Source organism: Streptomyces litmocidini, assembly GCF_014649755.1.
Classification (GTDB): Bacteria; Actinomycetota; Actinomycetes; order Streptomycetales; family Streptomycetaceae; genus Streptomyces; species Streptomyces litmocidini.
This window is the reverse complement of record NZ_BMTQ01000008.1, coordinates 205,706-229,833: the sequence shown is the minus strand read 5'-3', so window position 1 is coordinate 229,833 and position 24,128 is coordinate 205,706. Positions and strand designations below refer to the sequence as shown.

Annotated in this window: 21 protein-coding genes and 2 pseudogenes; 12 read left to right on the top strand and 11 right to left on the bottom strand. The window is 73.9% G+C overall.

All coding sequences use genetic code 11. The features are described from left to right. Positions 1-61: 61 nt before the first annotated feature. The 7 genes from IE180_RS19520 to ruvB all read left to right on the top strand — a co-directional run bounded on the left by IE180_RS19520 (position 62) and on the right by ruvB (position 6,776). Positions 62-979, top strand: a complete 918-nt coding sequence (locus IE180_RS19520) for a RecB family exonuclease (RefSeq protein WP_190158168.1) — start codon at positions 62-64, stop codon at positions 977-979. A 260-nt stretch (positions 980-1,239) separates the two neighbouring features. Continuing rightward, positions 1,240-2,220, top strand: a complete 981-nt coding sequence (locus tag IE180_RS19515) for an ATP-binding protein (RefSeq protein ID WP_190158167.1) — start codon at positions 1,240-1,242, stop codon at positions 2,218-2,220. Continuing rightward, positions 2,217-2,732, top strand: a complete 516-nt coding sequence (locus IE180_RS19510; protein WP_190158166.1) for a hypothetical protein — start codon at positions 2,217-2,219, stop codon at positions 2,730-2,732. Before IE180_RS19515 ends, IE180_RS19510 begins: the two co-directional genes overlap by 4 nt. Then, positions 2,729-3,520, top strand: a complete 792-nt coding sequence (locus IE180_RS19505) for a zinc finger domain-containing protein (protein WP_190158165.1) — start codon at positions 2,729-2,731, stop codon at positions 3,518-3,520. The genes IE180_RS19510 and IE180_RS19505 overlap by 4 nt, the downstream gene beginning before the upstream one ends. A gap of 256 nt (positions 3,521-3,776) precedes the next feature. Beyond that, positions 3,777-4,277: a single-stranded DNA-binding protein gene (locus IE180_RS19500; protein WP_190158164.1), complete on the top strand. Its 501-nt coding sequence runs from the start codon at positions 3,777-3,779 to the stop codon at positions 4,275-4,277. 61 nt (positions 4,278-4,338) lie between these two features. Continuing rightward, positions 4,339-5,508 (top strand): recombinase RecA, encoded by a 1,170-nt coding sequence (recA, locus tag IE180_RS19495; protein ID WP_190158163.1) that lies wholly within the window; start codon positions 4,339-4,341, stop codon positions 5,506-5,508. A 44-nt stretch (positions 5,509-5,552) separates the two neighbouring features. Further along, positions 5,553-6,776 carry a Holliday junction branch migration DNA helicase RuvB gene (ruvB, locus tag IE180_RS19490; RefSeq protein WP_190158162.1) on the top strand — a complete coding sequence of 408 codons (1,224 nt, stop codon included), beginning with the start codon at positions 5,553-5,555 and terminating at the stop codon, positions 6,774-6,776. Positions 6,777-7,084: 308 nt separating this feature from the next. Here the strand turns inward: ruvB and IE180_RS19485 are convergent, their stop codons facing one another. The 8 genes and pseudogenes from IE180_RS19485 to IE180_RS19455 all read right to left on the bottom strand — a co-directional run bounded on the left by IE180_RS19485 (position 7,085) and on the right by IE180_RS19455 (position 16,686). After that, complete coding sequence (locus tag IE180_RS19485) at positions 7,085-7,690, bottom strand: TetR/AcrR family transcriptional regulator (protein WP_190158161.1); 606 nt, start codon at positions 7,688-7,690, stop codon at positions 7,085-7,087. A 320-nt stretch (positions 7,691-8,010) separates the two neighbouring features. Beyond that, positions 8,011-8,355: pseudogene (locus IE180_RS37530) on the bottom strand (acetoacetate decarboxylase family protein); the annotation flags it as partial. Positions 8,356-8,573: 218 nt separating this feature from the next. Next, positions 8,574-9,406, bottom strand: a pseudogene (locus IE180_RS19480) (IS5 family transposase). A gap of 41 nt (positions 9,407-9,447) precedes the next feature. Next, complete coding sequence (locus IE180_RS19475; RefSeq protein ID WP_190158160.1) at positions 9,448-11,571, bottom strand: xanthine dehydrogenase family protein molybdopterin-binding subunit; 2,124 nt, start codon at positions 11,569-11,571, stop codon at positions 9,448-9,450. 205 nt (positions 11,572-11,776) lie between these two features. Next, positions 11,777-12,778 (bottom strand): FAD binding domain-containing protein, encoded by a 1,002-nt coding sequence (locus IE180_RS19470; protein WP_190158159.1) that lies wholly within the window; start codon positions 12,776-12,778, stop codon positions 11,777-11,779. After that, the gene (locus IE180_RS19465) at positions 12,775-13,308 is read right to left on the bottom strand and encodes a (2Fe-2S)-binding protein (RefSeq protein ID WP_308434420.1); all 534 of its coding nucleotides are present in this window, start codon (positions 13,306-13,308) and stop codon (positions 12,775-12,777) included. The genes IE180_RS19470 and IE180_RS19465 overlap by 4 nt, the downstream gene beginning before the upstream one ends. A 570-nt stretch (positions 13,309-13,878) precedes the next feature. Next, positions 13,879-15,123 (bottom strand): NADH:flavin oxidoreductase/NADH oxidase family protein, encoded by a 1,245-nt coding sequence (locus IE180_RS19460; RefSeq protein WP_190158158.1) that lies wholly within the window; start codon positions 15,121-15,123, stop codon positions 13,879-13,881. Between the two features lie 420 nt (positions 15,124-15,543). Then, positions 15,544-16,686, bottom strand: coding sequence for a serine/threonine-protein kinase (locus IE180_RS19455; protein WP_229860633.1), 1,143 nt, complete (start codon positions 16,684-16,686; stop codon positions 15,544-15,546). A gap of 581 nt (positions 16,687-17,267) precedes the next feature. Here IE180_RS19455 and IE180_RS19450 point away from each other — a divergent pair. From IE180_RS19450 to IE180_RS19440, 3 genes are all read left to right on the top strand, one after another. Then, a complete protein-coding gene (locus IE180_RS19450) occupies positions 17,268-17,642 on the top strand; it encodes a ribosome maturation factor RimM (protein WP_190158156.1) in 375 nt (124 codons plus the stop codon). A 205-nt stretch (positions 17,643-17,847) separates the two neighbouring features. After that, a complete protein-coding gene (locus IE180_RS19445; RefSeq protein ID WP_190158155.1) occupies positions 17,848-18,300 on the top strand; it encodes an SRPBCC family protein in 453 nt (150 codons plus the stop codon). A gap of 753 nt (positions 18,301-19,053) precedes the next feature. Continuing rightward, positions 19,054-19,611, top strand: a complete 558-nt coding sequence (locus tag IE180_RS19440) for a DUF6328 family protein (RefSeq protein WP_190158154.1) — start codon at positions 19,054-19,056, stop codon at positions 19,609-19,611. A 525-nt stretch (positions 19,612-20,136) separates the two neighbouring features. On the opposite strand, the gene IE180_RS19435 is transcribed toward IE180_RS19440, so the two are convergent. Beyond that, entirely contained in the window at positions 20,137-20,817 is a 681-nt protein-coding gene (locus tag IE180_RS19435; protein ID WP_190158153.1) for a DUF4230 domain-containing protein, read from the bottom strand. Positions 20,818-21,239: 422 nt separating this feature from the next. Between IE180_RS19435 and IE180_RS19430 the strand changes: the two genes are divergently transcribed. Further along, positions 21,240-21,713: a VanZ family protein gene (locus IE180_RS19430; RefSeq protein ID WP_308434419.1), complete on the top strand. Its 474-nt coding sequence runs from the start codon at positions 21,240-21,242 to the stop codon at positions 21,711-21,713. A 314-nt stretch (positions 21,714-22,027) separates the two neighbouring features. Then, on the top strand, positions 22,028-22,300 hold the full coding sequence (locus tag IE180_RS19425; RefSeq protein WP_190158152.1) for a GlsB/YeaQ/YmgE family stress response membrane protein: 273 nt from the start codon (positions 22,028-22,030) through the stop codon (positions 22,298-22,300). 390 nt (positions 22,301-22,690) lie between these two features. Here the strand turns inward: IE180_RS19425 and IE180_RS19420 are convergent, their stop codons facing one another. After that, positions 22,691-23,155, bottom strand: coding sequence for a hypothetical protein (locus tag IE180_RS19420; RefSeq protein WP_190158151.1), 465 nt, complete (start codon positions 23,153-23,155; stop codon positions 22,691-22,693). Between the two features lie 224 nt (positions 23,156-23,379). Further along, the gene (locus IE180_RS19415; RefSeq protein ID WP_190158150.1) at positions 23,380-24,087 is read right to left on the bottom strand and encodes a class I SAM-dependent methyltransferase; all 708 of its coding nucleotides are present in this window, start codon (positions 24,085-24,087) and stop codon (positions 23,380-23,382) included. Between the last annotated feature and the right edge of the window lie 41 nt (positions 24,088-24,128).

Below are 24,128 nucleotides of genomic sequence, written 5' to 3'. Positions count from 1 at the left end.
CCTCCGTGGGCGGCGGTGGTGGCCGGAGCGGTGTGCCGGCCACCGGCGTAAGGTCGGGAGTGTGCAGCCGATCGACACCCCCGGCGCACCGGCCCCGCCCGCAGCGCTCCGGCCCGCCGCGCCGCCGTCGTCGCTGTCGCCGTCGCGGGCGGGCGACTTCATGCGGTGCCCGCTGCTCTACCGGTTCCGGGTGATCGACCGGCTGCCGGAGAAGCCGAATGCGGCGGCGGCTCGGGGAGTGCTGGTGCACGCGGTGCTGGAGCGGCTCTTCGACGTCCCGGCGGCGGAGCGCACGGCCGTCCGGGCCCGGGCGATGGTGGCGGGGGAGTGGGAGCGGCTGCTGGCGGCGCGGCCGGAGCTCGCGGAGCTGTTCGCGGGGGACGGCGGGGCGCCCGCCCCGGAGCGGCGCGCGGAGTGGCTGGCCACGGCGGAGCAGCTGGTGGAGCGGTGGTTCACCCTGGAGGACCCGGCCCGGCTGGAGCCCGCGGAGCGAGAGCTGTTCGTCCGGACCACGCTGGACTCCGGGCTGAGGCTGCGCGGGATCATCGACCGGGTGGACGTGGCGCCGACCGGTGAGGTGCGGATCGTCGACTACAAGACCGGCCGGGCGCCCCGGCCCGAGTACGCGGCGGACGCGCTGTTCCAGCTGAAGTTCTACGCCCTGGTGCTGTGGCGGCGGCGCGGCACCGTGCCGCGCCGCCTGCAGCTGGTCTACCTGGGCAGCGGGGACGTGCTCGCCTACGACCCGACGGAGGCCGATCTGCGGGCCGTGGAGCGCAAGCTGCTGGCGCTGTGGGACGCGATCGGGCGGGCGACGCGGACGGGCGACTGGCCCCCGCACCGGAGCCGACTGTGCGACTGGTGCCCCCATCGGGCGCTGTGTCCGGCCTGGGGCGGCACCCCGCCGCCTTATCCCCTGCCCGTCGCCGCGGAGCCGGCCGCGGGGGAGGGCGGGTGCCCGCCCTCCGACACCCGCTGAGGCCGAAGGTGTCCGAGACTCGCACGCGTGCGGCGGGACATTATACGCGTTCTCTCTGACATTTCCCCCTTTGGGGTATTTTTCTTATGAAAAAGGGTGGATTGTTCCCTCTGGGGCGCCTAGCGTGGACGCAGACAGCAATTCGAATGCATATTCGATCCGAGGGCGGTCGCGCGGGAGCACGTCCTGCCGGACGAGGACCGCGTCCCCTGCCGGCCGGACCCGACCGGAACCGCCGTCGCCGACGCCAGGAGAACGGCGTGAACCTCACCTTCACCCCCGCCACCAAGGAACAGGCCAAGGCCCGCATCGCGCTCGCCGGCCCCACCGGGTCGGGCAAGACCTACACCGCCCTGGTCACCGCCACCGGGCTCGGCGAACGGATCGCCCTGATCGACACCGAGCACGGCAGCGCCGCCAAGTACGCCGACGAGTTCGCCTTCGACACCCTCCCGCTCACGACGTTCCAGCCCACCACCCTCGTCGACGCGCTCGCGGTGGCCGCCCACGACGGCTACGACGTCATGATCGTCGATTCCCTGAGTCACTTCTGGTCCGGCACCGGCGGGATGCTGGAACAGGTCGACAACGCGGCCAAGCGCCTCGGGGCGGGCGGCAGCTTCGCCGGCTGGAAGGAGGCCCGCCCCCAGGAGCGGGCGATGATCGACGCCCTGCTCGCCTATCCCGGCCATCTCATCGTCACCATGCGCACCAAGACCGAGTACGTCGTGGAGGCCGACGAGCGCGGCCGCAAGGTGCCGCGCAAGATCGGGCTCAAGCCCGAGCAGCGGGAGGGCATCGAGTACGAATTCGACATCGTCGGCGATCTCGACCACGAGAACACCCTGGTGATCTCCAAGTCCCGGGCGAAGCCGCTGTCCGGGACGGTGCTCCACAGGCCGGGCCCGGAGTTCGCCGAGGCCGTCCGCGACTGGCTGGAGGCCGGAAAGCCCGCCCTCTCCGTCTCCGACTACGTCACGGCGGCCACCGCGCCGGGCGCAGACCACGAGGAGCTGCGCGCCCTGTACGAGGAGGCCCGCCGGCACAACCTGCTCGGCGCCGCCGTCCTGGACGACGCCGGGGAGACCTGCACACTCGGCCAGCTGATAGTGCGCCACGGCACCGCGGCGGCGAGGAACAGGGTCGCCGAGGACGTCGGGGTCGGGGCCGGGACCAAGCGGGAGAACGGTGCCGGGACCGGGCAGGAGAACGGGACCGAGCGGAAGGACAAGTCCGCATGAGCCTCAAGGAGCACGCCACCAGGGTCGCCGTACTCCGGGTGCTGCGCGACGCCGTCGACGCCGAGTACCGGGCTGAGCGCCACGAGGTCCTCGAGGAACTGCGCGCGGCCCGCGCCGAACTGAACCTGAAGTCGGTCCTGGTGACCCTGCCGGACGACACACCGGTCGCCACCCTCACCCTCGTCGACCCCGAACCGGCGGTCGTGGTCGCCGACGAGGAGTCCTTCACCGCCTGGGTGGCCGACAACCACCCCGGCGAGGTGGAAACGCTGGTCCGGGTGCGCCCCGGCTGGCAGCGGCAGTTCCTCGCCCGGCTGGCCTGCCTCGATCCGGTCGCCGACCCGTACACCGGCGAGGCGATCCCGGGACTGGGCGTGCTGTCGGCCGCCGAACCGCGGTCGTTCAGCCTGCGCCCCCTGCCCGGCGGGCGGGAACGGATCGCCCGTGCCTGGCACACCGGCACGCTCGACCTGCGCCGTCTGCTCCCCCTCGAGGGCGGCGAGGATCCGTGACCGCCGTCATCGCCCACCCCGGCCGGGACGCGCTCGGCACGGTGTGGTTCCTGGTCTCCCAAGCCGGTCACCTCGATTGCGGCCGCTGGACGTTCGAGGACGACAAGCGGCTGCGGTGCGCCTGCGGGGCCGTCCTGTACGTGTACCAGCAGCCGGTGGACGCGGCGGGAAGCGGCGCACCGGCGTCAGCCGGGCCGTACCCCCGCGGAAGGGAAGAGCGAATGCTGCCGGCCGAGACGGCCCAACTCGTCGCCCTGGTCGCGGCGATGTGCCCGTCGATGCACCTGGAGGACACCACGACGGACGCCTGGCACCTGCTCCTCGCCGACCTGGACGTCGCCGATGTGCGGGCGGCCGTGACCCGGCTGGGCAGACAGCGGTCCCGCATCGCCGCCGCCGACATCCGCGCCGAGGTGCGCGCGATCCGGGAGGAGCGACTCGCCCGCAACCCGCTGCCGCTCCCGGACAGCGACCCTGACGACCCGCTCCGTTATCGTGCGGAACTCCTCGCGCTGGTGACCGCGATCGCCTCGGGACAGCGAGTCGAGCGCATACCCGCCGCCCCGGCCGGGCCGCCCTCCCGCCCCACCGGCTCGAAGCGCGACCCGGGCCTCCGCTCCCTCCGCGTGCCCTGTCCCTGGTGCGGGGCCGCCGCGGGCCGTCCCTGCACCGTCCCCCGGCTCGGAATACCCCTGAGGAGGGCCCCCGCCCACCGGGCACGGCTCCTCGCGGCCGGGCTCGGCGAGCCCGGGCCGAGGCAGGAGGGGGAAGCGGGGCGAACCCGATGACCACCCCCGTCCGACGAGGGGGCCGCCGTCCCACCGGAGCCCTGCCGTCCCCCACCACCGCGACACCCCCGGAGAACCGCGCCGACCAGCTCCCCCTCCCACCCGGCCGGAGCGGCGCGGCCTCCCCTCCGGGCACCCTCACCACCGGTACGAGGCCGCCCGTCGAACCCGAACAGACCCGTCGAAACCGAACGGACCCGTCGAACCCGAACGGACACGGGTGAGGAGTCACCCGTCGCACGAGAGGAGAGCCGCCATGGTCGGTGAAACCGTCGTCACCGTCGTCGGCAACCTGACCGACGACCCCGAGCTGCGCCTCACCCCCTCCGGAGACACGGTCGCGCACTTCACCGTCGCGTCCACACCCCGCACCTTCGACCGGCAGAGCAACGAGTGGCGGGACGCCGAGACGCTGTTCCTGCGCTGTTCGATCTGGCGGCAGGAGGCGGAGCACGCCGCCGAGTCCCTGACCCGAGGCACCCGCGTCATCGTCCAGGGACGGCTGCGCCAGCGGACGTACGAGACCCGGGAGGGCGAGAGGCGGACCGTCATCGAGCTGGAGGCCGACGAGATCGGCCCGTCGCTGCGGTTCACCTCCGTGACGCTCGCCAAACCCCCGCACACCGGCGTCCCCGCCGGTTCCCGCGGCGGCCCCCGTCCCTCCGCCGAGGACCCGTTCGCCCGGCCCGACGGCGAGCGGCCGGTCCCCGCCGAGAGCGGAGGACGTGCCTCCCGCGAGGAGACGGACCCCTTCTGACGGACCGGCGCACCCGTGCGCCGGCCGCGACCGCACACCGCACCCATCCGAGGCGGACCCCATGAAGGAACAGGACCGCGAGGAAGCGCTCGAAATCGCCCTCGCCCAGATCGAAAAGCGGTTCGGCGCGGGCTCGGTGATGCGCCTGGGCGATGAGCCGGGAACCCCGATCGAGGCCATCCCCACCGGCTCGATCGCCCTGGATCTCGCCCTCGGCGTCGGCGGCCTGCCGCGCGGCCGTGTCGTGGAGATCTACGGACCGGAGTCCTCCGGCAAGACGACCCTGGCCCTGCACGCCATGGCCAACGCGCAGAAGGCGGGCAGGACCGCGGCGTTCATCGACGCCGAGTACGGCCTCGACATCGAGTACGCCAGGCGGCTCGGCGTCGACACCGACGCCCTGTTGGTCTGCCAGCCGGACAACGGCGAACAGGCCCTGCAGATCGCCGACACCCTCATCCACTCCGGCGCCCTGGACCTCATCGTCGTCGACTCCGTCGCCGCGCTCGTGCCGCGCGCGGAGATCGAGGGCGAGATGGGCGACCCGCACGTGGGCCTCCAGGCCCGGCTGATGAGCCAGGCGCTCCGGAAGATCGCCGGTGCGATGGGCCACTCCGGAACCACGATGGTCTTCATCAACCAGCTGCGCGAGAAGATCGGTGTGATCTTCGGGTCGCCGGAGACCACGCCCGGCGGCCGGGCGCTGAAGTTCTACGCCTCGGTGCGCCTCGACATCCGTCGCATCGAAACCCTCAAGGACGGCACGGACGCGGTCGGCAACCGCACCCGCGTCAAGGTGGCCAAGAACAAGGTCGCCCCGCCGTTCAGGCAGGCCGAGTTCGACATCCTCTACGGCCGGGGCATCAGCCGCGAGGGCGAGCTGATCGACCTGGGCGTCCAGCAAGGCCTCGTCCGCAAGGCCGGCACCTGGTACACGTACGAGGGCGACCGGCTCGGCCAGGGCAAGGAGAACGCCCGCACCTTCCTCAGGGACCACCCCGACCTCGCCGACGGGATCGAGAAGCAGATCAGGGAGAAACTGGGCATCGGGGCGAAGCCGGAGGCCCCGGCGGCGGAGCCCCGGACGGACGCGGCGAACCGGGTGGCCGCCCCCGGCGCCGTGCCGTTCGACTCGGTCGCGACCGGTCGGCGCCTCACCGGGACGACCTCGCCGGCCCCGAGCGGTCCGGCCCCCCGCGTCCTCCTCGACGGCACCCCGGCCGGGCCGTGAAGACCAGCCCGCCGCTCCCTCACCCCGGCGCGAGGCGAACGCCGGTGAACCGGGACGGCACCGTGTTCCCCGACGCCACCCCGCCCCGGGACGGGACACCGGCCCCGGGCGGGACCGGCGCCGGCCGGCCCACCGCGACGGAGCCGCTCCACCGGCTGGTCGCAGCCCCCGCCGACGGCGACGAGCGGGCCACCGAGGCGGCGCTGCGCCCCAAGCACCTGGACGGGTTCATCGGCCAGGAACGGGTCCGCGAGCAGCTCGACCTCGTCCTCCGGGCCGCACGGCAGCGGAGCGCCACCGCCGACCACGTGCTGCTCTCCGGTGCCCCGGGACTCGGCAAGACCACCCTGGCGATGATCATCGCCGCGGAGATGGACGCCCCGCTGCGCCTCACCTCCGGCCCCGCCATCCAGCACCCCGGAGCCCTGGCGGCCGTCCTGACCTCGCTCACCGGGGGCGAGGTCCTCTTCCTCGACGAGATCCACCGCATGTCCCGGCCCGCCGAGGAGATGCTCTACCTGGCGATGGAGGACTTCCGCGTCGACATCGTCGTCGGCACCGGCCACGACGCCACCGCCATGTCCCTCGACCTGCCGCCGTTCACCCTGGTCGGCGCCACCGTCCGGGCCGGCCTGCTGGTCCCGCCGCTGCGCGACCGCTTCGGCTTCACCGCCCACATGGAGTTCTACGACCCCGCCGAACTGGAACGGGTCATCCACCGCTCCGCCCGGTTGCTGGAGGTGGACGTCGAGCCCGCGGGCGCCGCCGAGATCGCCGGCCGCTCCCGCGGCACGCCCCGCATCGCCAACCGGCTGCTGCGCCGGGTGCGGGACTACGCCCAGGTCACCTCGGACGGAGTGGTCACCCGCGAGATCGCGGCCGCGGCCCTGGGGATCTACGAGGTCGACGGCCGTGGCCTGGACCGCTTGGACCGGGCCGTGCTGCACGCCCTGCTGAAGCTGTTCGGCGGCGGTCCGGTGGGCCTGTCCACCCTCGCGGTCGCCGTGGGGGAGGAGCGGGAGACCGTCGAGGAGGTCGCCGAACCCTTCCTCGTACGGGAGGGGCTGCTGGCCCGGACGCCCCGCGGCCGGGTCGCGACGCCCGCCGCCTGGGCCCACCTCGGGCTCGCATCGCCGCCCGGGCCGTCCGGGGCCGCGCCCCGGGGGCCGCACCGGAGCGGCCGTTCCGGACAGGGCGGTCCGCCTGGGGACCGCACCGGAGGGCCCACCTCCCCGGCCGCTCCCCGGCACCGGCCCCCGGCGCGGTGAGACCCACGCCTGCCCGTACGAAAACCGCCGGGGACCTGCCGTCCTGCCGCCGCGCCGGGTGCGGCCGGCAGGCGACCGCCCGCTCGACCGGCGTCGACGGGCTGGACCGCGCCCTCGGCGGGGACCTGGTGCCCGGCGTCGTCGCGCCGCCCGCAGTCGACGGTGGGCCGATCGCCGCCGACCGCTGGAGGCCGTCGTGCGGAAGTGCCGCACGGGCCCGCGCCGGCGGGACCCGTCGGACGAGCCGGGCCCGCTCCGACGGATCCGCTGCCGCATCCGTCGATGCGGAGTGTTCCGGTTTCCGCCGGTCAGTCCGACGGGGCCGCCTTCCGGATCGCGGGGGAGAGGGTGAACAGGGCGAGTACGGAGGAGCGGACCCGGTCGGCGACGGCCTCGGGGGTGGAGGAGTCGAGCTTGCCGTCGAGGTGCAGGAACGCCAGGCCGTGGACGAGGGCCCAGACGGAGGTCGACAGCGCGTCGGTGTCCTCGGTGCCGGGGAAGGCGTCACGGACGATGCCCCGGACGTACGCGGAGATGGCGGAGGTCGCGGCGACGCGCTCCTCGCTGGTCGGGTCGCAGGGCTCGGCGAACATGACACGGAACATCGCGGGGTGGTCCAGCGCGAACCGGACGTAGGCGGTGGCGACGGCGGCCAGATCGTCCGGGGTCGACGGGGCGGGACGGGCCGTCGTCAGGTGCTCGGCGAGCTCGCGGTAGCCCTCGGCGGCGACCGAGGAGACGAGTGCCCCGCGGTCCGCGTAGTGGCGGTAGGGGGCGGTCGCCGAGACTCCGGCCCTGCGGGCGACGGCGCGCAGCGAGAGGCCCGCGCTGCCGTCCTCCTCCAGCAGTTCCCGGGCCGCCCGCAGGCACGCGGCTCGCAGGTCACCGTGATGGTACGCGCCGGCCTGTGGCATGGGTCACGCTCGCTTTCCCTGTGTCTGCAACGCTTGTGCCGCACCCTAATGTGAATGGTGTATACATCTTAGGCGATCGAAAGGGAAGAGGGAGACCGGGAGGGATGACGAGCTGTTCTCGCGGCCGCTCGTCGGGTCTCCTGCGGGGCGGCCGGCCGAACGGGAAGCGGCGAGCGGCGCCGGATCCGTCCTGGAGCCGGAACCGCGCTCCTCTGGCCCGCAGGCGTTTCGGACCGGTCCGCCCACGGTGCGGTGCGACGGCGGACCGGTCCGGGCGCCCGTGGGGCTGCTGGCGTGGTCGGTGACCATGGCGGGGGCTCCTTGCTGCGGCTCGGGACCGAGGTGGGCGCCGGCGTGTGGAGGGCGGCCTGGCCTTCGGTCATGACGTCGAACTGGATGGTCCGCTTCGGCATGGGCGACCGCAGGTCGTCGGACATGCGGCCCTCGCCGAGCTGGAGGGTGACGCCGTTGGTGCTGCGCGTCGTGCCGGCGTTGAGCACGTGGGTCTGGTGCGGCGTGGAGTGCCGCGCGCCGTCGATCTTCGTGTGCGAGGTGGGCGAACCGACGCGCTCGCCGCTCGGGCGGGCCCGCTGGGTCGGGGCGTTCGCCGGGAGCGACAGATCCACTCCGCCGGCGTCGTCGGCCGCGCGGGCGGATGCGCGCGAGGGCGTCGAGGCCGGGGTCCACGCGGTACCGGTCGTACAGGCCCCCCTTGGGGACGGTGACGGCACGGCCGTCGAGGTCGACCTCGACGGTGTCCTTCCGGGGCGAGGGCACGGGGGTTCCCCGCTTTCATGTGAGCGATGCGTGCATGAAAGCGACGAAGGGAAATGTGAGCACCGTCAACAATAGGGGCGAAACGCCTAGATTCTGTCGTCAAATGTCACGCCCACATCAGCAGTGAGGCGAGAGTGACGGCGGCTTCGTAGGACTGGGCGGTCTTGTCGTACCGGGTGGCGATCCCGCGCCATTGCTTGAGGCGGTTGAAGCACCGTTCCACGACGTTGCGGTGTTTGTAGACCTCGCGGTCGAAGGCCGGCGGGCGGCCTTCGTGGCTGCCCCGCCGGGCCCGGTTGCGGACCTGGTCGGCCCGCTCGGGAATCGTGTGCGGGATGCCGTGGCGGCGGAGCCAGGAGCGGATCGCTTTCGAGCTGTAGCCCTTGTCGCCCAGGACGTGGTCGGGCCGGGTACGGGGTCGTCCCGGTCCGATCCGGGGCACCTTGATGGCTTCCATGACGGTGGTGAACCGGGTGCGGTCGTTGGTGTTGCCGCCGGTGACGACGAAGCCGAGGGGACGGCCCCGGCCGTCGCAGGCCAGGTGGATCTTGCTGGTCAGACCGCCTCTGGACCGGCCGAGGGCCGGGTCGCGGAGCCCCCTTTTCGGGCTCCGGCCGCCTGCTGGTGAGCCCGCACGACGGTGGAGTCGACCGAGACCAGCCACTCGATGTCGCCCGCCGCGTCTGCCTTCGCCTGCGCGGCCCGCAGCATCCGGTCGAACGTTCCGTCCATGGCCCACCTGCGGAAACGCGTGTGGAGCGTGGCCCACGGACCATAGCGCTCGGGCACATCCCGCCAGGCGACACCGGTGCGGAACTTCCACACGATCCCGTTCAGGACCCGGCGGTCGTCCAGCCGCTTCCGCCCCCGCAACGACGCGGGCAGCAACGGCCGGACGAACTCCCACTCGGCATCGGACAGTTCATGGCGACGTATCACGCCACCATGATCCACCAGCGATGATCATTTGAAGACACCGCCTAGGGAGCGGACGCCCGGGTGGTGAGCAGCGGGAGGAGGCGGTCGGGGGTCAGGGGGAGGTCGCGGAGGCGGACGCCGCACGCGTGGTGGACGGCGTTGGCGATCGCCGCCGCCGTGCCGACGATGCCGATCTCCCCGATGCCCTTGCTGCCCATCGGGTTGAGGTGGGGGTCGTGCTCCTCCACCCAGTGCGCCTCGATGTCCGGCACGTCGGCGCAGACGGGAACGTGGTAGGAGGCCAGGTCGCGTTCGCGGAAGTCCCCGAAGGAGGGGTCCATGGTGCTGTGTTCGGTGAGCGCCATCCCGAGCCCCATCGTCATGCCGCCGATGAACTGGGAGCGGGCGGTGCGCGCGTTGAGGACCCGGCCCACGGCGTAGACGCCGAGCAGCCGGCCCACCCGGACCTCGCCGGTGGCGGTGTCGACGCGGACCTCCGCGAAGTGGGCGCCGAAGGCGTGGCGGGCGTACGGGTACGTCCGCCCCGCCTCCTCCTTCGTGTCCGCCTCGACCGTGACGCCCTCGGGCGGCAGCGTGCGGCCGGGGTCGGAGGCCAGGGTCGCGCGCAGCGCGGCACAGGCCTTGTGCACGGCCCAGCCCCAGGACGCGGTCCCGGAGGAGCCGCCGGCCACGGGGGCGTCGGGCAGCCGGCTGCTGCCGAGCTCGACGCGTACGGAGTCGAGCGGGGCGCCGAGGGCCTCGGCGGCGATCTGGGCGAGGACGGTCCGCGCCCCGGTGCCGATGTCGGTGGCGTCGACGCGGACGACGAAGCGGCCGTCCGGGGCGGCGTGGGCGGAGGCGCGGGACGGGCTGACGAGTACGGGGTAGGTGGCGGCGGCGACGCCCGTACCGGACAGCACGTCCCCGTCCCGCCGGACGCCGGGGCGCGGGTCCCGGCCCGCCCAGCCGAACCGGCGCGCGCCGTCCCGCAGACATTCGGCGAGGCCCCGGCTGCTGAACGGTTTGCCGCTGTCGGGCTCGGCGTCGGGTTCGTTGCGCAGCCGGAGCTCCACCGGGTCGACGCCGACCGCCTCGGCGAGCTCGTCCATGGCCGCTTCGAGGGCGTACATCCCGGACGCCTCGCCGGGGGCACGCATCCACGACGGGGTGGGCACGTCCAGGGCGACCACCCGGTGGGTGGTGCGGCTGTGCGGGGAGGTGTACATGGTGCGGGCCGGGACGGCGGCCTGTTCGACGAACTCCTTCACCGTGGACGTCTGGGTGACCACGTCGTGGGCGAGGGCCGAGATCGTCCCGTCGGCGGCGGCGCCGATGCGGACGCGCTGGACGGTGGGCGCGCGGTGCCCCACGGCGGCGGGCAGGTCGCGGCGGGGCAGGGCGAGCCGGACGGGCCGACCGGTGTGCCGGGCGGCCATCGCCGCGAGGACGGCCGGCGGCCGAGGGGTGCCCTTGGAGCCGAAGCCGCCGCCCACGTAGGCGGAGACGACGGTGATCCGCTGCTGGGGCTGCCGGAACAGGCGCGCGAGGACGTCCCGTACGGTCGTCGCGCCCTGGCTGGAGTCGTACACGGTCAGGCCGTCGTCGTCCCACCAGGCCGTGGCGGCGTGCGGTTCCATCGGGTGGTTGTGCAGGGCGCCCATGGTGTACGTGGCGTCGAGGCGGACCGGGGACGCGGCGAAGGCGGTGTCGAAGTCGCCCCGCTCGCGTACGGCCGGGTGGCCGCCGTTGGCCTTCTCGGGCGTGTAGAGGCGCGGATGGTCGGCGCTCAGCCGGACGTCGTGCTCGCTCGGCGCGTAGTCGATCCGCAGCGCGTCGGCGGCGGCGCGGGCGTTCTCGGGCGTGTCGGCGACCACGACGGCGACGAACCAGCCCCGGTGGGGGACCCGGTCCTCCTGGAGCAGCGCGAGCGTCGGGTCGTCGGCGTCGCCGAGGCGCGGGGCGTTCTCGTGGGTGAGGACGGCGTGCACACCGGGGCGCCGCAGGATCTCGTCGGCGTGGACGGCGGTGACCCGCCCGCGCGCGACGGCGGCGGGCACCGGACAGGCGTGGAGGCAGCCGGGCGGCGTCCGGTCGACGGCGTAGCGGGCCTCGCCCGTCACCTTCTGGCGGGCGTCGCGCCGGACGGCCGCCCGGGGCTGCGCGGTCGCGGGTTCGTGGCGGGTCATGGCGCGGTGCCTCCTCCGGTCGGCGTACGGCGGGGTGTGGACGGTCGGACGTTCGGCGGGCGGACGCCAGCGGGCGGGCCGGCGCCGGGCGGGACGTCAGGACGTCAGGGCGGCGTGGCGGACGGGCGACGAACCGCAGGGCGTCGGCGGGGGCGGTGCCGGGGACGGTGCCGGGGTGCGTGCGGGCGCGGGCACGTCGCGGGCGTCACGCGGCGGCCGCGGTGGCGCGGGACGCGAGGTCCCCCAGGAGGCCCACGGCGAGGTTGCGGGCCAGCGGCACCTTGAAGCCGTTGTCGCGGAGGGGCTCGGCGGCGGCGAGTTCGGCGTCGGCGGCCCGCCGGAAGGTCTCGGCGGTGGCCGGCGCGCCCCGCAACACCTCCTCCGCCGCCCGCGCCCGCCAGGGCTTGTGGGCGAGACCGCCGAAGGCGAGGGCGGCGTGCCCCACCCGGCCGTCCTCGACGGTCAGGACGAGGGCGACGGAGGCGAGCGCGAAGGCGTACGAGGCGCGGTCGCGGGCCTTGCGGTAGGCGCTGAGCGCGCCGGGAGGCGGCGCGGGGAGCGCCACGCCCGTGATGAGTTCGCCGGGTGCGACGACGGTGTCCAGGTCCGGGCGGTCGCCGGGCAGCCGGTGGAACGCGGTGACGGGCACCGTCCGCTCGCCGTCCGCCCCGCGCAGCCGGACCTCCGCGTCGAGGGCGGCGAGGGCGACGGCCATGTCCGAGGGGTGCGTGGCGACGCAGTGCGCGGAGTGGCCGAGGACCGCGAGGTCCCGGTGGACGCCCTCCCGGGCGGGACAGCCGGAACCGGGCACGCGCTTGTTGCACGGCGTGGACGTGTCCTGGAAGTAGGGGCAACGGGTGCGCTGGAGGAGGTTGCCTCCGGTGGTGGCCGCGTTGCGGAGCTGGGGCGAGGCGCCGGCCAGCAGGGCCTGGGACAGCACGGGGTAGCGGGTGCGCACGACGGGGTGGGCGGCGACGTCGCTGTTGCGCGCGGTCGCCCCGACCAGCAGGCCCCCGTCGGGGGTCTCCGCGACGCCGTCGAGGGGCAGGGCGCCGAGGTCGACGAGCAGCGGCGGGCCGGTGACCCCCAGCTTCATCAGGTCCACGAGGTTGGTGCCGCCCGCCAGGAAGCGGGCGCCGGGGTGGGCCGCGAGGTGCGCGACGGCCTCCTCGGTGCGTTCCGGACGCACGTACGCGAAGGGCTTCACCGTGCGGCCTCCTCGATCGCGGCCACGATGTTCGGGTAGGCGCCGCAGCGGCAGATGTTCCCGCTCATGCGCTCCCGGATCTCGTCCGGGGTGAGGGGGACGGGGCCGCCCGGCAGGCGTTCCGGCGGTGTCACGTGGGACGGTTCGCCGCGCGCCGCCTCGTCCAGCAGGGCCACGGCCGAGCAGATCTGGCCCGGTGTGCAGTAGCCGCACTGCAGGGCGTCCCGGGCGACGAACGCCTCCTGGACCGGATGGAGGACCTCGCCGTCGGTGAGGCCCTCGACGGTGGTGACGGAACGGCCCGCGCACGCGACGGCGAACAGCAGGCAGCCGTTCACGCGCCGGCCGTCGAGGAGGACGGTGCAGGCACCGCACTGTCCGTGGTCGCAGCCCTTCTTGGTGCCGGTGAGGTCGAGGTGGTCGCGCAGCGCGTCCAGCAGGGTCGTTCTGTGGTCCAGGGTGAGCGAACGGTCCGTTCCGTTGACGCGCAGCGTCACCGTGGACGCGCGCTCCGACAGGGTCTGGTCCACGGGCCTTCCTCCTCACCTCGGGGCCTTCGCCGACGCGGGCCCGGGCGCCCGCCGGGCGGCGGCACGCGGACGGGCCCGACCGAACGGGGCGCCGCTCGGCACGCCCACCGGCCCGTCCGCACGCGGGTGCGGACGCGTGTCCGTCGGCGCGTCCATCCGTACGCGCCTGCGTCGACGCTATGCGACGATCGCCTTCCCCGCCTCCCGCGAGCCAAGCGCCCGGCCCCGGGGTGCCTTTCCGTTCCGTCGGGCGCGAGAGGGCCCTTCGACGAGGAGCCCTCGAGGTTCTCCGGGGCTCCGGCTCGGTCCCGTCGTCTTCGCGCTCCCTCGTCGGGGACGGACGGTCTTCCGGCAGACGGTTCACGTGGCGGACCGCCCGCGGAGGGCGGCTGCGCACGCGGTCGTGCGCGGGCACTTCATGTGCGGGAGCACTTCATGCGGCAGGGCGTCAAGGCGGAGCGGACGGCACCGCGCAGCGGACGACGAGTGCCGGGACGGGGACAAGGCAATGACCGATGGCGACCCGGGCGGAGCGGAGGGGCGCGCCGCGGGGCGCCGTCGGCGTCCTTCTCAGGCCGTGGCCCGGTACTCGGCCAGCCAGGCGCGGTAGCCGCGAAGGGCCCTTCGCTGCTTGCGCAGTTCGGAGACCAGGGCGATCGCCGGGTGGGTACCGGGCCTGGGGCTGCTGCCGCGGGCGAGACGGCGCATCTGGTGGCGGACCTGGGCCATGCCGGCGGCGGAGGCGAGGGCCTTGTCGGACCAGGTCACCGGGCGCATGGCGCGGTCGGCCTCGCGGCCCCGGCGCCAGCGCTCGGGCAGGTCGGGGGTGACGGCCAGGGCGGTGCCCATGCCGACGACCGCCACGCCGCTGTCGAGGACCTTCTCCGCGGTCGCGCGCTGGGTGATGCCGCCGGTGAGCATCAGCGGGATGGGACTGGTCCTGACGAGGTCCTCGGCGAGGTCGAGGAAGTAGGCCTCGCGGGCCCGGGTGCGGTCGTCGGCGGGGCGGCCGGTCATGGCCGGGCTCTCGTAGCTGCCGCCGGACAGCTCGACCAGGTCGACGCCGAGCGGTTCGAGCATCCCGATGACCTGGCGGGCGTCGTCGGCGTCGAAGCCCCCGCGCTGGAAGTCGGCGGAGTTGAGCTTCACCGCGACGGCGAAGGACGGGGAGACCGAGGCGCGGACGGCGCGGACGACGTCAAGCAGCATCCGGGCTCGGTTCTCCGGGGACCCGCCCCACTGGTCGGTGCGCTTGTTGACGAGGGGGGAGAGGAACTGCGACAGCAGGTAGCCGTGGGCGGCGTGGATCTCGACACCGTCGAATCCGGCTTCCTCGGCGCGCCGCGCGGTCACCGCGTACCGTGCCACCGTGTCCTCGATCTGCTGGGGGGTCATGGCGGTCGGGCGGCCGAAGCGGCTGCTGTGCCTGCCCAGACTGACGCCGATGTCGGTGGGGCCCCAGACCACGCCGGGCATGTCGGAGGCCACTTGCCGACCGGGGTGGTTGATCTGCATCCAGATCGCGCCGCCGCCGGACTTGGCCGCCTTCGCCCACTCGGCGAAGGGCTCCAGCGGGGCGCGCTCGTCGAGTACGACTCCGGCGGGTCCGGTCAGGGCTTCGGCGTGGACCATCACGTTTCCGGTGATCAGCAGGCCGGCGCCGCCGACGGCCCAGCGCCGGTACAGCGACAGCAGCTGCCCGTCGGGGAGTTGGCCGTCGCCGGCCATGTTCTCCTCCATGGCCGCCTTCGCGATCCGGTTCTTCAGCACCTGCCCGGAGCGCAGGGGCAGGGGCGAGAACAGCTCGCTGGTCATCCCGGTCTCTCTTCCGTCTCGATCATCCACGATGTGTGCACCACACACATTAGGGCAATGATGTAATCACCGTAAACATGCGGGGGTGTGGGATGCGTCGCAGACGGACGACTCCCGCCGCCTCGCCGCCGCAGGCGCCCGCCGTCAGGATCAGAGTCTGCGTCCTCGGCGTGACGTCCCCCGGCACGCGCCGCCCCCGGCGGGGCCGCGGTCGAGCAGGTCTTCGGGAAACACGGGAACGCCTGTGGTTCCGCCGAGAACGCCGACACGGGTGCTACCGGGCGTCATGTCCTGCCACTTCGGGTCGTCCGCCGGGTCGTCCCGCACCATCCCGGTCCGTCGGGCCGGGAAGCTCTTCCGGATCATGTCCGGGGCGTATCCGGATCGCGGACTTCTGTGATCCGAATGCCCGATGAGGCGTCAGGCGCCGCCGAGGGGGCGGGTGGGGTCGTCCGCGCGCGGTACGAGTGGTGCCGGTGCGACCGTCCGGGCGCCGTCCGCCGACCCCGGGCGGGGAACAACCGCGCCCCGGGACACCGCCTCCTCGGCGGGGGCGCCGCCCAGGGAACCGGTCAGCGTGAGACCGAGGGCGGCCAGGGTCGCCGCCACGGCCCGCCTGCCGGTGGGGCGCCCTGGACGGCCGACACCGGGGGAGCGGGCGGACGTGCGTGGGCCGACCGGTCCGGTGGGTCCTTCGGAGGCGCGGCGAGCCGGCCGCCCACCCGGGGAGGTACGTCCGGGGGCGGCGGGGGAGGTGCGCCCGGCCCTTCGCGGGGCGGCGAGGGCACGTGCGCAGACGGCCGCCTCGGGCCGGACCTCGGGGGCCCGGGCGGTCATGGCCGTCAGCAGGGCGGCGAGCTCCGCCGGAAGACCCGGCGGAAGCACCGGAGGTCGGTCCAGGTGCGCCAGCGCCGCCTCCAGCGGCGCTCCCCCGTACTCCGTCTCGCCCTTCAGCGCTTCGAGGAGCACCAGGCCGAGGCTGTAGACATCGGCTTCGGGCCCCACGCTCCGGCCCAGGGCCTGCTCGGGCGCCATGTAGGAGGCGGTCCCGACGAGCGTGCCGTCGCCCTCGGGCACGGAGCCCGCGGGGCCGTCGAGGCGGCGGGAGATGCCGAAGTCCGACAGGTGCGGGGTGTCCGTCCGGTCCAGGAGGACGTTCGACGGTTTGACGTCGCGGTGGACGACCCCGCGGGCGTGCACATGGGCGAGGGCCGAGGCCAGAACCGTTCCCATCCGGCAGGTCTCGGCGTGCCCGAGGACCGTGCGGGTCATGCGCCGTTGCAGGGTCGTCCCCCGGACGAGCTGCATCACCAGATAGGGCCGGTCTTCGTCGTCGCCCGCGTCGTAGAGCGTCACCAGCCCGGGATGCTGCATGCGCGCCAGGATCCGGGCCTCCTCGCCGCACCGCGCCCGGGCCCGGTGGGCGTCCTCGGGGCGGAACACCTTCACCGCCACCGGGCGCCGCAGCCGCAGATCCAGCGCTTCGTACACGTCGGCCGAGCCGCCGCGGCCCAGGAGACGGTCGAGCCGGTAGCGGCCGGCGACGGCGTGGGTCTCCGGCATGAGATCCGGAGGGAAGGGCCTCGCGCGGACCTGCATCGGTGCTCCCCGGGGTCTGGTCGGCCTCTGCCGACGGGCCGATCGGCGGGTGTGCCGCCCACTGGTGCGTGGACGGGGCTCGCGGATGACGCGTGCCCCGTCCGTCCATGACCATCCCCCGGAGGAAGGGAAAGGAGGGGGAGCGCCTGCCTGTGCGGGCCGGCGAGGGCGGGCTCCGACCGCTCCCGGGGAGAACGACATGATCCCTGGAGACCCGGGTACGCGGACGCCGTCCGACCCGCGCGGGAAGGAGGCGACCATGGGGCCGGGACTGTTCCTCGCCGTGATCCCCGTCGGCGGCGTCCTCGCCTTCGCGTCCGACCGGGAGCCCGAAGCGGTCGTCCTCGACCTGGTCGGTCTGCTCCTGGTGGCGGTGGGCTTCCTCGGAACCGCCGTCTGCGCGACCGTCCTTCGCCGATGCCGGGCGGTGGTCCCGACCGTGGCACCCACGGTCGCCGAGGACGACCGGCGTGACCCGCCCCGAGGCGGCGCGCACGTTCGGTTCCGCGACGTACACGACGCACAGCGACAGAGGAGTGACAGCGATGACCGATCATCTCTGGTCCTACAACACGGAATTCGGCCACCTGGCGGGCACTGACCTCACCGGATGGCGGGTCGAGGCGTCCGACGGACACATCGGCAAGGTGGACAAGCACTCCGACGAGGTGGACGACGCCTATCTGGTGGTGGACACGGGCGTCTGGATCTTCGGCAAGGAGGTGCTGATCCCGGCGAGCGCGGTGACCCGCGTCGACCTGGAGGAGCACACGCTCCACCTCGCCCTGTCCAGGGAACAGGTGAAGGACGCGCCGGAGTTCGTCTCCGACAAGCACCTCGCCGACCGGCAGTACCGCGAGGAGATCGGCCAGTACTACCGCACCGGCGGGCCCTTCTCGGGCGGGACGGGCGCCATCTGACAAGCCGTGGCCCGGGTCTCCCCGACGGGTGCGCCTCCCTGCCGGCGAGGCGTGCCCGGGCGGGGAAGGCGCCGGGGCCCTCAAGGGACACGAGATGTGATCGATGTCTGCCGAAGAGGTGTGAGGTCTTCAGCTCGGGTTACGCGAAACGTAGCAATACATCCCCGATGGGGAGATAAGTCTCGTCCAGGAGAAAGGTGTTGGCATGTCGAAGGTGGAGGAGTCCGTCGAGGTCGAGGTTCCGGTTCGCGCCGCGTACGACCAGTGGACCCAGTTCGAGACGTTCCCCCGCTTCATGGAGGGCGTGGAGCGGATCGAGCAGCGTACGGACACGCTCACCCACTGGGTCACGGAGATCGGTGGTGTGCGTCGGGAGTTCGACGCCGTCGTCACCGAGCAGATCCCGGACGAACGCGTCGCCTGGACGACCGTCGAGGGCGAGGCACGGCAGGCCGGAGTCGTCACGTTCCACCGTCTCGACGACGCCCGGACGAAGGTCATGCTCCAGATGGACTTCGCCCCCGAGGGGCTGACGGAGCAGGTCGGCGACAAGCTCGGGTTCGTCAAGCGCAAGGTGACCGGCGACCTCAAGCGGTTCAAGACGTTCATCGAAGAGCGAGGCGGCCGGGAGACGGGCGCCTGGCGCGGATCGGTCTGAGCGTCCGTCACACGGGCGCGGTCCCGCGTCCGCGGGACGGGGAGCGCCCGGTGGCGCACGACGGCGTGGGCCGGACGGGTTTCCGTCCGGCCCACGCCGTCGTGCGGGGCAACGGCAGGCCCCGCGCGTTCCTGACGCGTCCTGGGAGACCCGGAAGGGCCGCCTGAGCGGTGGAGGGGCGACTGGGGGAGCACAGGGGGCTTCCTCCCCGCCGCCGGTCGGCGGCCTCGCGACCGCCCCGCACGGGTCTCTTCCGGTGCGGGGCGGTCGTCCGGGAGCGAGGGAGCACGCGGGCGAGCCGGCCGTTCGGCGTGCACGACACGCAGCCGGCCGATGGCTCCCGTCAGGATGAAGCGGTGCGGCGGGGAAAGGGCTTCGTCGCCCCGGCCCGGCTGTCTCACGGAGCGATCAGGCACAGCACGTGTGCCGAGGCACTCCCTTGTGTCGCCGAAAGGGGGGATGCGCCCCTGTCATCGGGGCACACGGGTGCTGAACGACTGGACACGCTCACGCCGCACGACCCACGGCTTCCCCTGGTCGTGGGTCGTGCGGCGCCTGTGGGCGGGCCGCACGCGGCGCCCTTCCGCGGCGGGACGGGCCGATCGGCCGCCGTACGCCGGCGTCCGGGGCGAGGTGGCCCGACGCGCCCCGGGACGCCGCGACGGCCGGTGCGGGAGTCCCTTCTCCGCGCCGGGCGCTCATCGCCGGAGAGGGCGGGTCCGCTCCGGCCCCACATTCCTGAGGAGGATCTTGATGGACGAACGAAACGGCGTTGCCACGCCGAAGGACGAGCAGGGCGAGGAGCGGCGCGGAGGCGACGCAGGGGAGCCCCGCACCGATACGGACGGGCGGGGCGAGACCGAGGAGGAGCGCGCGGACCGGCGCTGGCAGGAACTCCTCCAGGAGATACGGGTCGCCCAGACCGGCGTCCAGATCCTCCTCGGCTTCCTGCTCACGGTGGTGTTCACTCCGCTCTTCCACGATCTGCAGCAGACCGACAAGACGATCTACCTCGTCACCGTCATCCTCGGCTCGCTGGCGACGGGTGCGCTGATCGGTCCTGTCTCCGTCCACCGGATCGTGTCCGGACGGCGGGTCAAGCCCCAGGCCGTCGTCTGGGCCTCCCGGCTCACCTTCACCGGCATCCTGCTCCTCCTCGCGACGCTGACGGCCGCGCTGTTCCTCATCCTGAGGGTGGCCACGCACGACCCGTACGTGCCCTGGCTGGTCTCCGCCGTCCTCGTCTGGTACCTGGTCTGCTGGTTCGCCCTGCCCCTGTGGGTCCGCGCGCGCCACACGAGCGGAAACTGATCCCACGCACGCACGAGCCGGGGCCGGCCACCGGCCTTCACCGGGCCCCCCGCCGCGCCGTGCCGCGAACAGGCGTGATGCTCCACCACGCCATCGCCACCCCGACACCGAGCACCAGGATCAGCACGACCGGCACGACGGACCTCCCGAGTCCAGGACCACGTTCGAGGGTCCGGATGACCGCGAACACGACGCCGAAACGCTTTCCTCCGCCACGAACCCGGAGGGTCGGGGCACGGGGGAAGGGGGGCGGCGGGGATGCCGGAGCCGTTCCTCGCGCTGGGAACGCCCCTGCGGGGGCCGCACGCCGGGGAAGCGAAAGGTGTTCTGAGTGGACGTCAGGCAGGAGCGGCAGGAGCGGCGGGGCACGGCGCCCGGCACTGCGAGGCCGAGGCCTCCTGCGCGCCGCCCCCGTCGAAGCGCGGCGCGTGGGGGAGCGGGCGAGGCGCGTGGGAGCGGCCGCGCGCCCCACCGCCTCCTGCGCTGATCAGTGCGCCTCCGGGGCGGGGCCCGCGAGGATCCCGCTCATGCGTAGGTGACCGTCACCCGTTCGAAGCCGAGGCCGAGCAGGAGTTTCCGGAGCATCTCGGTCGTGTTCCGCTCCGCCCGGGACGTCAGGCCGGACTCGCGGGCGGCGTCGCTGATCCGCTGGGCGGCGAGGACGTTGACGGCCTGCTCGCTCGCGGGGTTGTCCGAGAAGAGGTCGCCCAGCCGGTCGAGCAGACCACGCTGCTTGGAGACGGAGTACGAGCGTTCGGGATCGAGCGCGGGAGCGGCCAGCTTGGCGTGCGGCAGGCGGAGGGTGGCCTCGGTCCGGTCCGCGTCGACGGTCACGGTGCCGTCCCCGAGGCGGTCCAGTTCGACGTAGGCGCCGACGCTGCCGTTCGCCACGTAGAGGATGCGGGTGCCGCGGATCGAGTCCGGCAGGAACCGCGCGTCGTGCTCCAGGTCGACCACCACCTGGTAGGTCCCCGCCGCGCCCTCGTACCGGCTCAGGTCCTGGACGGCCTTCAGGACGGCGGGACCCGAGCGGTCCTTCACCTTCGTCCCGAAGACGTCCAGCCCGGGGAGCCCGAGGAACTGGCCGATCAGCATGAGGGCGACGGCGAGCACGAGCAGAGCGCCGATGACGAGGCGCCACCTCCCTCCGGAGCGCCTTGTCGTCCGGCGGGGCGGCGAGGGTCTGTTCTCGGTGTCTTCTCCCATGGTCGCCTGGTGCCCGCCTCGACGCCTCCCATTCCCAACTCCGTTTGCACGGAGACGGATTGATGCTCGTGGGGCGGGTGTGTCAGACGTGCGGTCCCCGACGGATCGCACGGCATGCGGCCGCCTCGTCCCGGGTACGCGGGGCCCGTCCGCACGCGGGCGTCCAGAGGAGGAAGAGGCGCATGATCGGTTGGAGAGCGTCGGGGAAACGGGCCGGAGCGGCGGGAGGCGAGAAGGCGGCGGCGCCCGCCGGGACGGATCCGGCCGGGGCCGAGCCGGCCGGGAGGGGAGCAGTCGGGACGGAGCCGGGCACGAGGGCACCCGGGGCGGAGCCGGGTGCGAGGGCACCCGGGGCGGAGCCGCGTACGAGAGCGCCGGGGGCGAGGCCGGCGGCCCCGGTCCGACGGGGCCCGGGGCGGTTGGTGCGGGCGCTGGTCACTCTGGTGGCCCTCGCGGGCATGGTGGCGTTCGCCGTGGTCCTGGCCAGACTCACCCTGGAGGCCTCGCCGGCGTCCGTGTCCCTCACCCGCAGCAATCTGATGCCGGGCCGGTCGATCGGGAACTACCTCCGCCAGCCGGGCTTCGTGGAGACCGTCAAGCAGCTCGGGGGAAACATCGCCCTCGGCGTTCCCTTCGGAATCCTGTTGCCGCTGCTGTCCCGCAAGACGCGCGGATTCCTCCGGGTCGCGCTCGTCACCGCGGCCACCATGCTGCTCGTGGAGCTGGTGCAGGGCGCGCTCGTCACGGGACGTGCCTTCGACATCGACGACGTCTTCCTCAACACGACGGGAGCACTCCTCGGCTACGTGCTCGTCGGCCGGCGGCTGGGGCGCGCCGTCCGCCCCCGTACCCGCCCCCGCTGGTGGAAGCGGCGCCCGGGCGGCTCGTCCGCCTGACGCCGCGGTGGAAGGCGGCCCCGGAACACCCTGTCGCGCGGCTCCGGCCCTCCGGTCCGGCCCGCCGGCCTCTTCGGCCCGGACCGGCGCGTCAACTCCCTTGCCCGACGCGGCTCGTCGCATCGGGCGACGGCCGGCGGGCCGTCGTGCCGAACCCGCCGGCGGGGGTCCTTCCCCCGTCCCGGCGCGCCCCGGCATCCGTGCCCGGATCGGGGAGGGCTCCAGCGCACCTCTTCGGAAAGAGGCGTTTGGCGTCGCCGGATCGGTACAGGCGGAGCTTACGAACTTCTCAGGCGACGAACCGGAGGCACACCATGGGCATCATCGCGTGGATCATCATCGGCCTGCTGGCCGGCGCGATCGCGAAGGCTCTCATGCCGGGCAAGGACCCGGGCGGCATCATCATCACCATGCTCATCGGCATCGTCGGCGGTCTGCTCGGCGGCTGGCTCGGAAAGGTGATCTTCGGCGTCGACGCCATCGACGGATTCTTCGACCTTTCCACCTGGATCGCCGCCGTCATAGGCTCGGTGATCCTCCTCGCCCTCTACCGCCTCGTCACGGGCAACCGACACCGTCATGCCTGACCCCGGTCCCGGGCCGGCACGCGCAGAAGGCGCCCCTTCCCCCTCGCGGGCAGGGGCGCCTTCTGCGCGTGCGGCGCGACCCACCGCTCCGCTTCCCGAGCCGGACCGGACCCGGGCCCGAAAGAGACCGGAAGGGCCGGTCAGGAGTGGGACAGCCGGGGGGAGGGGGAGTCGCGGCGCGGACGACCTCCGGACCGGCGCGGGCCGAGGACACCGGTGCGGCCCCGTTCCCGGATCTCGGGGAACAGCCGGGCGTCCGCTGCTGCACCCGGCGATGAACCGGCTGTTCGGGCAGGGTTCGAACGGCTCCGTGAGTCCGGCCCTGGGGATGCCGAAGTCCCTCGCCGGACGAGGGGTCCGTCCAGCGGCGTGGTCCTGAGGCGTACGCCGTCAGCCGGGGCCGGAGGTGTGGTCGGGATGGCCCACGGTGCGCCGTGCCTCCTTGAGCCGGGCCTCGTACAGATGGTTCCGTCCTCCGGCGAGCCGGGAGACGGCGAGCCGTTCCAGGTCCTTGAACGGCTCGTAGTACGTCCGGTCGTAGGCCTCGACGATCTGGAACGTCCAGTGCCCGGGAATGACGTTGCGCCCCAGGATCTCGGTCTCCACCCGGTCGGCCCAGTCGCCGTGGCCGGCCTCCCGGAGCAGGCGCACCGCGCGGCCGAGCTCGAAGTCCGCGGTTCCCGTCAGCTGGTGGAAGCCGTAGAGGGCGCCGCGGGCCCGCTCGACCGTCTCCAGCGCCTTGGAGAGGGACCCCAGCGCCTCGACCGTGGCGTCACTGACCCCCGGGGGCGGCCGGTGGGCGCCGTCGTGGGGGGTGGACCCGTCATGGGGGGTGGACTCGTCATGGAGCCGCATGGAACACCTCTCCTCCGCAGGAACGAGCGTCGTCCTGTGACGCTGTACAGCCTTCCTCCGTTCGGCGGCCCCCGGATGCACCGGCGGGCGACGGAGGCGGTGGGGACGCGGGCCACGGCGAGGAGGAAGAAGCCGCCCGACGCCGGCGGCACCCGGTGGCGTCACCCGCTCGTGAACCGGGGGCACGCCCCTGGCCGAGGGCCCGGGCCGACCGCACCGCGCCCTCAGGGCCGGGTGGCCACGAAGGTGTGCGTGATGCCGGTCTGCCAGCCCGGCTGGGGCAGCACGCGGACACCGGTGAACCCGGCACGGCGGAGCCGCCGGGCGAACGCGTCGGCCGTGTCGAAGTCGAGCACGCTGCGCCACAGGTGGCGGTAGAGCGCCCCGTCGCCGTGGCTCCGGCCCCACGGCAGCACCACGGCGGCCATGACCGCCGACCACAGCGCGCGGTCGACGGCCCGCCCGCTCAGGGCGTACTCGTGGACGGCGAGCCGTCCACCGGGGCGCAGCACGTCCCGGACCCGTCCCAGGACGGCGTCGGGATCCGTGACGTTGCGGAAGAGGTAGGCGGCGAAGACCGCGTCGTACGGGCCTGTGACGCCGGCTCCGGTCATGCCCTCGGCGGAAGCGTGGACGAACGTCGCCCGGCCCGACCAGGCCTTGCTCCGGGCCCGGGCCAGCATGCCGACCGAGGCGTCGACCCCGGTGACGGAGGCGAGCGGCGCGGCGCGCAGGAGGGCGGCGGTCGAGGCACCGGTGCCGCAGCCGAGGTCGAGCACGGACCAGCCCGCGCCGAGGCCCGGCAGGGCGAGGCGGCGCGCCGAGCGGCGCAGGTGCCGGTGGTAGCCGGGGCTGGCCGAGGTCATGCGGTCGTAGGTGCCGGCCGCGTGGTCGAAGGCGCCCGCGAGTTCGGAGTCTCTCAGCAGGGCCATGGCGGTGCCTCCGGGAACGTGCGGGGCCTCCCAGTGTCACG